We start from the raw sequence: 12,058 nt of genomic DNA, 5'->3' as shown, positions 1-12,058 counted from the left end.
ATCTGATGGCGATGAATGCCGCCTGGGGCGATATCGAGGATGACAAGACCTATCCGGTCAGCTTCGATGTCGATGGCCAGGTCTATGAGGGCGAAGGCAAGGGGCTGCATCTGGACGGCCTGCCCGGGGTCGATATCGGCTTCGACAGCGTCGACTTCCTGATGGACATCGCGCAAAAGCAGACGCTGACGCTGTCGAATGCGGCGGGCGAGGTGATGTCGATCGACCTGACCGACAGCTATGCCGCGCTGGAAGCCGCCATCGCCTGCCAGCAGAATCAGTGACACAGGCCGGGGCGGTGCCAGGCGCCGCCCCAAAGCGTATTCGGCAGGCGGCGCCAGGCGCCGCCCCAAGCCGCACTGGACAGGCCGCAGCCTCTCGCCTATCTCAAGGCGATCATGGCGCAGAAATCCGACCCCAACTCCAAGCTTATCGCCGAGAACCGGCAGGCCCGTTACCATTATGCCATCGAGAGCGATCTTGAGGCCGGGATCATGCTGCTCGGCTCCGAGGTGAAGGCGCTGCGCACCGGCCAGTCGAACATCGCCGAGAGCTATGCCAGCATCGAGAATGGCGAGCTGTGGCTGATCAACTCCTATATCGCCGCCTATCAGCAGGCGAGCGTCTTCGGCCATGAGGAACGGCGGCACCGCAAGCTTCTGGTCTCGAAGAAGGAGCTGTCGCGGCTTTGGACGGCCGTCGGGCGCGAGGGGATGACGCTGGTGCCGCTGGCGCTTTATTTCAACGATCGCGGCAAGGTGAAGCTGAAGCTGGGCGTCGCCAAGGGCAAGAAACTGGCCGACAAACGCGAGACCGAGGCCAAACGCGACTGGAACCGGCAAAAACAGCGCCTTTTGAAGCAGAACGGATAGGCCCTCTGCCCTTGCCCCGCTGCGCGCGTGCGTCTAAGCACGAAGCGATGACGGGAGGGTGCGCAATGGCTTTGGACGATCCGAAAACACTGGTTTCCACCGACTGGCTCGAGGCGCATCTGCGCGACCCCGATTTGCGGGTGCTCGATGCCTCTTGGTTCCTGCCTGCGATGGAACGCGACGCGAAGGCGGGCTATGCAAGCGCCCATATTCCGGGGGCGCGGTTCTTCGATATCGACGAGATTTCCGACACGCGCTCGGAGCTGCCGCATATGGCGCCGCCGGTCGAGAAATTCATGTCCCGGATGCGGGCGATGGGCGTGGGCGATGGCCATCAGGTGGTGATCTATGACCAGCTGGGCATCTTTTCCGCGCCGCGGGTCTGGTGGCTGTTCCGGCTGATGGGCAAGACCGATGTCGCGGTGCTGGATGGCGGGCTGCCGAAATGGCTGGCCGAGGGTCGCGAAACCGAGGACATGGCCCCGATCCCGCGCGACCGGCACATCACCGTGCAGCGGCAGGCGCATCTGATCAAGGATGTGACGCAGGTGGCGCATGCGTCGAAGCTGGGCGATCACGAGATCATCGACGCCCGTCCGCGCGGCCGCTTCGTTGGCACCGATCCCGAGCCGCGGCCCGGCCTGCGCCAGGGGCATATTCCCGGCTCGAAGAACGTGCCCTGGGACAGCGTGCTGACCGAGGCCGGAACGATGAAATCGCCCGAAGATCTGCGCGCGGTCTTCACGGCGGCGGGGGTGGATCTTGCGAAACCGGCCATTGCCACCTGCGGGTCTGGCGTTTCTGCCGCCGTGCTGGTGCTGGCGCTGGAACGCATCGGCCATCGCAATCACGCCCTTTATGACGGCTCCTGGGCCGAATGGGGCATGTTCAACGACCTGCGCGTCGCAACCGGAGAAGCATGATGTTCAATTCCCTCAAAGCTCAGGCGCCCGACAAGATCTTGGCGCTGATGGGCCAGTTCCGCGCCGATCCGCGGACGGACAAGATCGACCTTGGCGTCGGTGTCTATAAAGACGCCGAAGGCCGGACCCCGGTGATGCGGGCGATCAAATCGGCCGAAAAGCAGCTTTGGGAAACGGAAACCACCAAGACCTATACCGCGCTGGCGGGCGAGCCTGCCTTCCATGCCGCGATGGCGGAAATGGTGCTGGGCGCAGGTTATCCGGCCGACCGTCTGTCGTGCCTTGCGACCGTGGGCGGCACCGGCGCCTGCCGTCAGGCGTTCGAACTCGCCCGTCTGGCCAATCCGGGCTGCACCGTCTGGGTGTCGGACCCGACCTGGCCGAACCACCTGTCGATCCTCGCCTTCATGAAGCAGGACTATAAGCTTTATCGCTATTTCGACAGCGCCGCCCGCGCGGTGGCTTTCGAGGCGATGATGGAAGATCTGCAGGCGATCAAGGCGGGCGATGTCGTGCTGCTGCACGGCTGCTGCCACAACCCGACCGGGGCGAACCTGACGCTGGAGCAATGGGCGGCCGTGGCGGACCTGCTGGAAGCCAAGGGCGCCGTGCCGATGATCGACCTGGCCTATCAGGGCTTCGGCGACGGTCTTGAGGAAGACGCCGCGGGCACCCGTCTGATCGCCTCGCGCCTGTCCGAGGTGATGATTGCGGCGTCGTGCTCGAAGAACTTCGGCATCTACCGCGAACGCACCGGCTGCCTGCTGGTCCTGTCCGATGCGGCGTCGAAAGAGGTGACGCAGGGCACGCTCGCTTACCTCAACCGTCAGAACTATTCCTTCTCGCCCGATCATGGCGCGCGGCTGGTGACGATGGTGCTGACCGATCCGACCCTGCGGGCGGAATGGATGACCGAGCTTGAGGAAGTCCGCAAAGGCATGCTGGGCCTGCGCGAGCAGCTGGCGGCGGAACTGCGGCAGCTGTCGAACTCGGACCGGTTCGATTTCGTCGCCCGCCATCGCGGCATGTTCTCGCGGCTGGGCGCCTCGGCCGAGCAGGTCGAAAAGATGCGCGTCGACAATGCGATCTACATGGTCGGCGATTCGCGGCTGAACATCGCCGGGCTGAACGCGAAGACCGTGCCGATCCTCGCCCGCGCGATCATCGCCGCCGGGGTGTGATGTCGCACAAAGTCTGTGCAAGGGCGGCCCCCCGGGGTCGCCCTTTTGCATGTCCTGTCACTTGATATCATAAGCACGCTTATAATATATCTGCTCACCTCCACAGGAGGGATGATGAGCGACTGTGACATACCCCGCGAAAGCCTTGGCTTTCTGATGCAGGACGTGACGCGGCTTCTGCGCAAGCGCTTCGAGGGGCCAGGCGGCCGCGCTTGGCCTGACCTCGGCGCAATGGCGGCTGCTGGTCAATCTGATGCGGCACGGCCCGCTGCCGCAGGCGCGGCTGGCGGAGCTGCTGGAGATCGAGCCGATTTCGCTTTCCCGGCTGGTCGACCGGATGGCCGAAGCGGGCTGGGTGGAACGCCGCCCCGATCCGAATGACCGGCGCATCCGCATCGTCCATGCCACCGACCAGACCCGCGCCCAGATCGGCGCGGCCCGCCACATCGCCGACAGCATCTATGCCGAGGCGCTTGCGGGCCTTCCCCCCCCCGACGCTTCTGAAACGATGACGGCGATGCTGCGCCGGATCATCAGCAACCTTTCGCAACCGACCGAGACCGACCATGACCGTTGAGACGCAAGCCCCGAAGAAATCGCCGAAGAAACTTTTGATGGCGGCGCTGCCCGTCGCGCTGGTTCTGGCGGGCGGCTGGGTCTGGCTGGATTCGGGCCGCTACGAAACGACCGAGAATGCCGCCGTGCAACAGGCGCGAATCTCCGTCGCCTCGGATCTGTCGGGCCGGGTGACCGAGGTCTTCGTGCATGACAATGACCGGGTGACGGCGGGCCAGCCGCTCTTCCGCGTCGATCCCGAGCCCTACCGGATTGCCCTTGCCCAGACCGATGCGGCGCTGGCGCAGGCGCGGCTGCAGGTCGCCCAGCTGCGCGCGGCCTATAATCTGGCGCAGGCGCAGGAACAGGTGGCGCAGGACACCGCCGATTATCTGGCGTCCGAGCTGAAGCGGCAGGAGGCGATCACCGGCCGCGGCGCGGGCACCGAATCGGCGCTGGATGCGGCCCGGCATGATGCCAGCTCGGCGCTGGAAAGTCTGGCGGCGGCGAAACAGGGCGTGGCCGCCGCGCTGGCGGCGCTTGGCGGCGATCCGCAGGTGGCGACCGACGCCCATCCGACCGTGCTGGCCGCGCTGACCGCGCGCGACAAGGCCGCCTACAATCTGGGCCTGACCGAGGTGAAAGCCCCCGCCGATGGCGTCGTTTACAAGGCCGACAGCTTCAAGCCGGGCCAGTTCGTCGCCGCGGGCGCGGCGCTGTTTTCGCTGGTGGAAACCGGCGACACCTGGATCGAGGCGAATTTCAAGGAAACCCAGATCGGCAAGATGGCCCCGGGCCAAAGGGCCGAGGTGGAATTCGAAACCTTCCCGGGCAAGGACTTCGAAGCGGTGGTCGAAGCCGTCGGCGCAGGCACCGGGGCGGAGTTTTCGCTGCTGCCGGCGCAGAACGCCACCGGCAACTGGGTCAAGGTCACCCAGCGCGTGCCGGTCACGCTGCGTCTGACCGAGACGACCGACCTGCCCGCCCTGCGCACCGGGCTTTCGGCCGCGGTCACCGTCGACACCAAGGCGAAGACCAACCTTGACGCGCTAGTGATGCGGGTCGAGGGCCAGCCCGCCATCGCCGGGAACTGAGCCATGCAGGGCCCCGTTCCGGTCAAGCATCACGGGCTGATCACGGCGTCGCTGATGCTGGCCACGATCATGCAGGTGCTTGACACCACCATCGCCAATGTCGCCCTGCCCTCGATGCGGGCCGACCTTGGCGCGTCCGCCGATACGATCAACTGGGTGCTGACCTCCTATATCGTTGCCTCGGCCATCGTCACGCCGCTGTCGGGCTGGATGTCGGAACGCTTCGGCCGGAAAGAGGTCTTCATTGCCTCGGTGGCCGGGTTCGTCGTGACCTCGATGCTCTGCGGTATCGCCTGGAGCCTTGAATCCATGGTGTTCTTTCGCATGGCGCAGGGGGTCTTCGGCGCCGCCATCGTGCCCTTGTCGCAGACCTTCCTCCTCGACATCAACCCGCGCGAAAAGCACGGTCAGGCGATGGCGATCTGGGGCGCAGGGATCATGGTCGGGCCGATCATCGGGCCGACCTTGGGCGGCTACCTGACCGAAACCCTGAACTGGCGCTGGGTGTTTTTCATCAACCTGCCCTTGGGCATCATCGCGCTGGCGGGCCTTGCCGCCTATCTGCCACAGATGCCGCGGCGGGTCCGGCTCTTTGATTTCGTCGGTTTTGCCGCGCTGGGGCTGGGCGTCGGCGCGCTGCAACTGATGCTGGACCGCGGCGGCGAGGTGGACTGGTTCAACTCGGTCGAAATCTGGATCGAGCTGGCGATCTCGGTTTGCGGCTTCTGGGTCTTCGTGATCTGGATCCTGGGGGTCGAGCATCCGTTCCTGGACCCGAAGATGTTCGCCGACCGCAATTTCGCCACCGGGCTGGTGCTGATCTTCATCGTCGGCATCGTGCTTCTGGCCTCGCTGGCGCTGTTGCCGCCGATGCTTTCGGCGCTGTTCGGCTACCCCGTGATCACCACCGGCATGGTGATGGCGCCCCGCGGCGTCGGAACGATGATCATGATGATCGCGGCGGGGAAACTCTTGCGCGTCGTCGATGCCCGCAAGCTGGTGATCACCGGGCTTCTGTTCACCTCCTGGTCGCTTTACATCATGACGGGCTTCGGGCCCCAGATGAACGCGGTGCCGATCATCGTCTCGGGTTTCATTCAGGGGCTGGGGCTGGGGCTGGTCTTCGTGCCGCTGTCAACCGTGGCTTTCGCCACCATCGCACCGCAGTTCCGCGGCGATGCGACGGCGCTTTTCAGTCTGGTGCGCAATATCGGCTCGTCGATCGGGATCTCCATCGTCACCCTGCTTTTGACCCGCAACACCCAGATCAGCCACACCGAGCTGGTCGCCAATATCTCGCTTTACGATCCGAATTTCAGCGGGATGATGAGCGGCGCCGGGGGGGCGATGATGCAGTCGATGACCGCGCAATATGGCGAGGGCGCGTTCTGGAGCGTGGTGAACCAGATCGTCACGGCGCAGGCGGCGATGGTGGCCTATGTCGATGATTTCGAGGCGCTGATGTGGGTGACGCTGGCGGCGCTGCCACTGGCCTTCCTGCTGCGCCGTCCGACCGCCGCGCCGCCCGGGGTCAGCGCGCCCCCCGCCGCGCATGCGGATTGAGATGTGAAAAGGCCCGGGGCGCAAACCCCGGGCCTTTCGATCTTGCGAACCAAAACCTTACGAGTGGTAGGCGCTTTCGCCATGGGTGGTCAGGTCAAGGCCTTGACGCTCGTCATCGGTGGCCACACGCAGGCCGGTGACGGCCTTGACGATGTAGAGCAGGATAATCGAGCCGATGCCCGCCCAGGCGATGGTCACGACGACCGCCTTGATCTGGATGATCACCTGCGACACGATCGAGAAATCGTCGCCGCCGGTGCCGCCGAAGGCAGGCGCCATCAGCACGCCGGTCATCACCGCGCCGACGATCCCGCCGATGCCATGCACGCCAAAGACGTCCAGGCTGTCGTCGTATTTGAACATCGCCTTCACCTTGGTGACGAAGAAGTAGCACACCGGCGAGACGATCAGGCCAAGCAGGATCGCGCCGACCGGGCCCGAGGTGCCGCAGGCCGGGGTGATCGCCACGAGACCCGCGACCATGCCCGAAGCCGCGCCCAGACCCGAGGCCTTGCCGCGGAACAGCGCTTCGGTGGCCGACCAGCTGACAACGGCGGCAGCGGTGGCAACGAAGGTGTTCAGCATCGCGAGCGTCGCGCCCGAGGTCGCTTCAAGGTTGGACCCGGCGTTGAAGCCGAACCAGCCGACCCAGAGCATCATCGCGCCGACCATGGTCAGCGTCATCGAATGCGGGGCCATGTTCTCGCGGCCGAAACCGACGCGCGGGCCCAGAACGATCGCCGCCATCAGACCGGTGATCCCGGCGTTGATATGCACCACGGTGCCGCCGGCAAAGTCGATGGCGCCCCAGTTGAAGATCAGACCCGAGGCATCCCAGACCATGTGGGCGATCGGGAAATAGACCACGGTGACCCAAAGCACGGTGAACAGGATCACCGCCGAAAATTTCATCCGCTCGGCGAAGGCGCCGACATAAAGCGCGGGCGTGATCGCGGCAAAGGTCATCTGGAAGGCGATGAACACATATTCCGGCAGCATCACGCCATCGGTGAAGGTGGCCGCCAGGCTTTCACCCGTCACGCCCGAGAGGAAGACCTTGCCCAGACCGCCCCAGAACGGGTTGGTGCCGCCGCCGAAGGCGAAGGAATAGCCCCAAAGCACCCAGACGATCATCACCACAGAGGTGATCATCGTCGTCTGCATCAGCACCGACAGCATGTTCTTGCTGCGCACCAGACCGCCGTAGAACAGCGCCAGGCCCGGAATGATCATGAACAGCACAAGCAGCGTCGAGGTCATCATCCAGGCGACATCGCCCTTGTCGACGATCGGCGCCGCGGCTTCGGTGACGGCGGCAGCGGCTTCCGCCACCGGCGCGGCCGCATCCTGCGCAAAGGCAGGCAGGGCCGCAGCAGCCAGCGCCGCCGCAAGACCCGTCAGTTTGGTCAGATTGTTCATTGTCCCTGTTTCCCCTGTGGTTCTTACAGCGCTTCGTCGCCAGCTTCGCCGGTGCGCACCCGCACCGCCTGGTTGACGTCCAGCACGAAGATCTTGCCGTCGCCGATCTTGTCGGTCTTGGCCGCTTTCAGGATCGTCTCGACCACCTCGTCGGCCAGATTGTCGGCCACGACGATTTCAAGCTTCACCTTCGGCACGAAATTCACCGCATATTCGGCGCCACGATAAATTTCCGTGTGCCCCGACTGCGCACCAAAGCCCTTGATTTCCGTCACCATCATTCCGCGCACGCCGATGCCGGTCAGCGCCTCGCGGACCTCCTCGAGCTTGAACGGTTTGATCGCTGCAATGATGAGTTTCACGTGATGTCCCTTCCTATTGTCAGCCGCTCCGATGCCCGGGGCACCGTTGTGAGGGTATCAAGGCGCGGGCAGAGCGTTTCGCACAAGGAAAGCTGCTTAAACCGGCAGCAGGAAAAAACCGATTTCCGCCCGAAAACGCACAAATTACGCGCAGCGCCTTGTTTTTACGCTTTCGAAAAACCGAATCGTGACGGGTTGCGTCTCCACATCCCGTTTTCGGCGGTGTAAGTTGCGCGGCGCAACAGGCACCGGGGCGGAAATGGCAGGATCAGGCGGGCGGCGCGGGCCGCTGGTGGCGGACAGGCGCTACGCATCACGGCAGGCGGCGGCTTCCACGGCGAAGACGCCCCCGCCCGGCAAACCGAAGCCCCCGCGCAAGCGCCGCGGCCCGCCTCCGCCGGGGCGGGGCGGCGGCCTCTCGGGGCTGGTTCTGGGGCTTTTCGGCTTCGTCTTCGCGGTGATCTGGGGCGCGGTCTGGCGCAGCGCGGCCGTGGTCGGGCTGATCCTTGGTCTGGCCACATTCTATTTCTACAGCCAGCTGCCCGATTACACCGCGCTTCTGGATGGCCGCAACCGCGGCTCGGTCACGCTGCTGGACACCGACGGCAAGGTGTTCGCCTGGCGCGGCGAAACCTTCGGCGGCCAGACCACCGCGGAAAGCGTCTCGCCGCATCTGAAGAACGCGATCATCGCCACCGAGGACAAGCGCTATTACCGCCATTTCGGCATCAGCCCGCGCGGCATCGCCTCGGCGATCGCGATCAACCTGTCCGAAGGCCGCGGCCCGCTGGAGGGCAATGGCGGCTCGACGATCACCCAGCAGGTGGCGAAGCTTCTGTGCCTGGGCGTTCCCTATGATCCGAAGCGCTGGAAGACCGAGGCCGATTACGAAAGCGACTGCCGGTCCGGCGGCGTCAAGCGCAAGATCAAGGAGATTCCCTATGCGCTGGCGATGGAGCTCAAATATTCCAAGAACGAGATCCTGACGATCTATTTCAACCGCGCCTATCTGGGGGCGGGGGCGCGCGGCTTCGAGGCCGCCTCGCAGCGCTATTTCGGGATTTCGGCGGCCAATGTGAACCCGCAACAGGCGGCGATGCTGGCGGGGCTGCTCAAGGCGCCCTCGACCTATGCGCCGACGACGAACCTGAAACGGTCGCAGGACCGGGCGGGCATGGTTCTGGCGCTGATGCATGATCAGGGCTATCTGAGCGACGCGGAATGGCAGGAGGCCCGGGCCCATCCCGCCACGCTGAGCCAGGCGGCGCAGGCGCGGGCGGGCGGCTATTTCGCCGATTGGGTGATGGACAGCATTCCCGATTATTTCGGCAGGAACGCCACCGCCGATGTGGTGATCCGCACCACGCTCGACCAGCGCATTCAGACCGCCACCGAGCAGGCGATGCAGGCGGTCTTCGAAACCAAGGTCAAGGCGGGCTCGACCGCCGAGGCGGCAATCGTGGTGATGTCGGCCGATGGCGCGGTGCGGGCGATGGTGGGCGGACGGGCGCTGAAGGTCTCGGGGGCGTTCAACCGTGCCACGCAGGCGCGGCGGCAGACCGGCTCGACCTTCAAGCCCTTTGTCTATGCGGCGGCGCTGGATCTGGGCTGGACGCCGGATTCGATCGTGGAGGATGCGCCGCTGACGATCAATGTGCGCGGTTCGGGGCCGTGGTCGCCGAAGAACTACGAAAAGGACTATCTGGGACCGATCCCGATCTGGCGGGCGCTGGCCAAATCGGTCAACACCGCAACGGTGCGGGTCAGCCAGCAGGTCGGGCTGGATGCGGTGCGCAAGGTCGCGGCGGATTTCGGCTTCGCCTCGGATCTGGCGGACGGCCCGGCGCTGGCGCTTGGGGTGTCGGAATCGACGCTGCTCGAAATGACCGGCGCCTATGCGGGCATCCTGAACGGCGGCTCCTCGGTGCGGCCCTATGGGCTGACCGACCTGCGGCTCAAGGGCGAGGACGAGCCGCTGTTCGGCGCCGAAACCGGCATCGGCGAGCGGGTGATTTCCGAACGGGCAGCCCGCCAGCTGATCTGGATGATGCATCAGGGCGTCGAACAGGGCACCGGCATGCGGGCACGGCTGCCGGGCCGCGAGGTGGCAGGCAAGACCGGCACCACCCCAGGCCGCCCGCGATGCCTGGTTCATCGGCTTCACCGCCGATTACGTCGCGGGTGTCTGGATGGGCAACAATGACAACAAGCCGCTGACCGGGGTGACCGGCGGGGGGCCTGCCCGCGGAAATCTGGCACGAGGTGATGACCCGGGTCGAGGAGGGCCAGCCGGTGACGCCGCTGCCGATGGCCCAGCCCGAGGAATGGCGCGGCCAGCCCGATCCGCGCAATTCCTATCCGGGTCAGGCCTGGTCCTCGGGCGATCCGATCCCCGAGGGCGGCGTGCCGGTGGTGGATGGCCAGCTTGTGACCTCGGACCGGCCTCAGCAGCCCCAGCCGCAACAGCCGCCGCAACCGCCTGCGCAGCAGGGGCCGCAATCCTTCGGCGAGGCGATCGATTCGATGCTGCGCCAGCTTTACTGACCAAAAAAACGCGGCCCCGAGGGACCGCGTTTTTCATTTCCGGCAAGGGCCGCTCACTCGGCCGTTTTCAGATCCGCGATCAGCACATCCAGATTGCCGCGACGCGCATCGACCATGGCGCCGATTTCCGTGCGCTCGGCCGCCAGCATGTTCACGCCTTCGATGATCATGTTGAAGAACAGGTTCTTGCCCGACCTGTCCGAGACATGCCAGAGCACTTCGAAGGGGGCCTCGCCCGGCATGTAGGCGATCGACTTCACCTCGATGAAGGTCTTCACCTTGCGGGCGCCGACGACCTCGAAGCGGGTGGCGCTGAATTCGCGGAAGCGCTTGCCGTATTTGCGCGAGACATAGCCGCGGAAGGCAAGGGTAAAGGCCTGCATCTGCGCCGGGCTGGCCGTGCGCGACGCGGTGCCCAGCACCGAACGCGCGATCGTCGGCACGTCGGCATAGCGCATGTAGAGGTCTTCGAACATCTTGTAGAGCGCCGGGCCGGTCTTGCCCGAGGCGATGGCGGCGTTGACATCGGTCACCGCCTTGTCGATCAGCGCTTTGGCCTGATCCTCGGTCAGCGCCAGCGCCGCCCCCGGCCGCAGCACGATGGCCGAGACCAGCGCGGCGGCCCCGCCCAGCAGAAACTGGCGGCGATCACTGCGCATAGGGGTCTTCATAAGGGTCCCAAGCCTGAGCATCGTCATTCTCCTTGCCTGCAAGCTGGTGGCGGCGCATCTGCAGATAGAGCAGCCGCGCCTGCGCATAGCTGTCGGCGCTGTCGTAAAGCACCGATTCGATCAATTCGCCATAGCGTTTGCGGTCGGCGACTTTCCCCGCGACCCGCGTCGCCGAGGCGGCGGTGGCATCGGCGCCTTCCAGCACCTTCCCAATCGGGTTCATCGCAATATCGGCGACCCGGCCCAGCGCGTCGCGCCCGGTCGAGGGGCCGTAGACCGGCAATTCCATATAGGGCCCCTCGGCCATGCCCCAGACGGCCAGCGTCTCGCCGAAATCGGTGTCCTGTTCGGGCAGGGCGAAATCCTTGCCCGCCGGATCGAAGAGCCCGGCCAGACCGATGGTCGAGTTGATGACGAAGCGGAAGGTGTTCTTCACCGCGGGCTCGGGACGGCCCTGCAGCAGCGCATTCACCACCTTGCCCGGCAAGGACAGGTTCGAGCCGGCATTCGACACCGCCCGCAGCACGCCGTTGTCGACGCTGCGCGGCTGGCCCGGCGCGGCCTTGAACAGCGCCCGGTCGATGCCCTTGTTGAAGCCATGCACATGGCGGTTGAAGCCCTCGAAAGGGTCGTTCAGTCCGTCGGGTCCGGTCGCGGCCGGGCCACCGGCACAACCGGCCAGCGCAAGACCTGCGATCAGGACGAGGCCAAATCTGTGTTCCATCAACCCCTCGTGTCGTCTTCGCCGCGGTGCAGCCTCGTCTTTGGCGCGCGGCGTCAAGACAGGTGACAACCGCCTCGATTTCGGTAAAACCCCAGAAAGCAATAAGGAGACCGAGGCGCGGAAACAAGGCGCCGCGCGCGATTTTATGGA

At 65.3% G+C, this 12,058-nt stretch carries 11 protein-coding genes and 1 pseudogene (1 of these 12 running past the window's edge); 8 read left to right on the top strand and 4 right to left on the bottom strand.

Annotated features, from left to right (window positions below):
- From ACTTAG_RS01250 to ACTTAG_RS01220, 7 genes are all read left to right on the top strand, one after another.
- Positions 1-284, top strand: partial view of a hypothetical protein gene (locus tag ACTTAG_RS01250; RefSeq protein ID WP_444463832.1) — the 3' portion only. The gene continues 211 nt to the left of window position 1, outside the view; the window shows 284 of its 495 coding nt (coding positions 212-495); the start codon falls outside the window, past its left edge; it ends in the stop codon at positions 282-284.
- Positions 285-398: 114 nt separating this feature from the next.
- The gene (gene smpB / locus ACTTAG_RS01245; protein WP_444463831.1) at positions 399-872 is read left to right on the top strand and encodes an SsrA-binding protein SmpB; all 474 of its coding nucleotides are present in this window, start codon (positions 399-401) and stop codon (positions 870-872) included.
- Positions 873-937: 65 nt separating this feature from the next.
- On the top strand, positions 938-1,795 hold the full coding sequence (sseA, locus tag ACTTAG_RS01240) for a 3-mercaptopyruvate sulfurtransferase (protein ID WP_444463830.1): 858 nt from the start codon (positions 938-940) through the stop codon (positions 1,793-1,795).
- Positions 1,795-2,976, top strand: a complete 1,182-nt coding sequence (locus ACTTAG_RS01235; RefSeq protein ID WP_444463829.1) for an amino acid aminotransferase — start codon at positions 1,795-1,797, stop codon at positions 2,974-2,976. The genes sseA and ACTTAG_RS01235 overlap by 1 nt, the downstream gene beginning before the upstream one ends.
- A gap of 253 nt (positions 2,977-3,229) precedes the next feature.
- Entirely contained in the window at positions 3,230-3,553 is a 324-nt protein-coding gene (locus tag ACTTAG_RS01230) for a MarR family winged helix-turn-helix transcriptional regulator (RefSeq protein ID WP_444463828.1), read from the top strand.
- Positions 3,543-4,625, top strand: coding sequence for an HlyD family secretion protein (locus tag ACTTAG_RS01225; RefSeq protein ID WP_444463827.1), 1,083 nt, complete (start codon positions 3,543-3,545; stop codon positions 4,623-4,625). Before ACTTAG_RS01230 ends, ACTTAG_RS01225 begins: the two co-directional genes overlap by 11 nt.
- 3 nt (positions 4,626-4,628) lie before the next feature.
- Entirely contained in the window at positions 4,629-6,188 is a 1,560-nt protein-coding gene (locus tag ACTTAG_RS01220) for a DHA2 family efflux MFS transporter permease subunit (protein WP_444463826.1), read from the top strand.
- 57 nt (positions 6,189-6,245) lie between these two features.
- Here the strand turns inward: ACTTAG_RS01220 and ACTTAG_RS01215 are convergent, their stop codons facing one another.
- Positions 6,246-7,607, bottom strand: a complete 1,362-nt coding sequence (locus ACTTAG_RS01215; protein ID WP_444463825.1) for an ammonium transporter — start codon at positions 7,605-7,607, stop codon at positions 6,246-6,248.
- A 23-nt stretch (positions 7,608-7,630) separates the two neighbouring features.
- On the bottom strand, positions 7,631-7,969 hold the full coding sequence (locus ACTTAG_RS01210; RefSeq protein ID WP_013069083.1) for a P-II family nitrogen regulator: 339 nt from the start codon (positions 7,967-7,969) through the stop codon (positions 7,631-7,633).
- 259 nt (positions 7,970-8,228) lie between these two features.
- Between ACTTAG_RS01210 and ACTTAG_RS01205 the strand changes: the two are divergent.
- Positions 8,229-10,513, top strand: a pseudogene (locus ACTTAG_RS01205) (transglycosylase domain-containing protein).
- 53 nt (positions 10,514-10,566) lie between these two features.
- Here the strand turns inward: ACTTAG_RS01205 and ACTTAG_RS01200 are convergent.
- Both ACTTAG_RS01200 and ACTTAG_RS01195 read right to left on the bottom strand, forming a co-directional pair.
- Positions 10,567-11,172 carry an MlaC/ttg2D family ABC transporter substrate-binding protein gene (locus ACTTAG_RS01200; RefSeq protein ID WP_444463824.1) on the bottom strand — a complete coding sequence of 202 codons (606 nt, stop codon included), beginning with the start codon at positions 11,170-11,172 and terminating at the stop codon, positions 10,567-10,569.
- Positions 11,162-11,908: an MlaA family lipoprotein gene (locus ACTTAG_RS01195; protein WP_444463823.1), complete on the bottom strand. Its 747-nt coding sequence runs from the start codon at positions 11,906-11,908 to the stop codon at positions 11,162-11,164. The genes ACTTAG_RS01200 and ACTTAG_RS01195 overlap by 11 nt, the downstream gene beginning before the upstream one ends.
- Positions 11,909-12,058: the final 150 nt, after the last annotated feature.

The sequence above is a fragment of the Rhodobacter capsulatus genome, from assembly GCF_052363185.1.
GTDB lineage: Bacteria > Pseudomonadota > Alphaproteobacteria > Rhodobacterales > Rhodobacteraceae > Rhodobacter > Rhodobacter capsulatus_E.
The sequence above is the reverse complement of the archived record's forward strand: the minus strand, read 5'-3'. Positions and strand labels throughout refer to the sequence as shown.

Bases quoted from the DNA above. Each gene is read 5' to 3' on its own strand.
- smpB (WP_444463831.1), top strand. From the start codon at position 399: ATGGCGCAGAAATCCGACCCCAACTCCAAGCTTATCGCCGAGAACCGG.
- sseA (WP_444463830.1), top strand. From the start codon at position 938: ATGGCTTTGGACGATCCGAAAACACTGGTTTCCACCGACTGGCTCGAG.
- ACTTAG_RS01235 (WP_444463829.1), top strand. From the start codon at position 1,795: ATGTTCAATTCCCTCAAAGCTCAGGCGCCCGACAAGATCTTGGCGCTG.
- ACTTAG_RS01230 (WP_444463828.1), top strand. From the start codon at position 3,230: ATGCGGCACGGCCCGCTGCCGCAGGCGCGGCTGGCGGAGCTGCTGGAG.
- ACTTAG_RS01225 (WP_444463827.1), top strand. From the start codon at position 3,543: ATGACCGTTGAGACGCAAGCCCCGAAGAAATCGCCGAAGAAACTTTTG.
- ACTTAG_RS01220 (WP_444463826.1), top strand. From the start codon at position 4,629: ATGCAGGGCCCCGTTCCGGTCAAGCATCACGGGCTGATCACGGCGTCG.
- ACTTAG_RS01215 (WP_444463825.1), bottom strand. From the start codon at position 7,607: ATGAACAATCTGACCAAACTGACGGGTCTTGCGGCGGCGCTGGCTGCT.
- ACTTAG_RS01200 (WP_444463824.1), bottom strand. From the start codon at position 11,172: ATGCGCAGTGATCGCCGCCAGTTTCTGCTGGGCGGGGCCGCCGCGCTG.
- ACTTAG_RS01195 (WP_444463823.1), bottom strand. From the start codon at position 11,908: ATGGAACACAGATTTGGCCTCGTCCTGATCGCAGGTCTTGCGCTGGCC.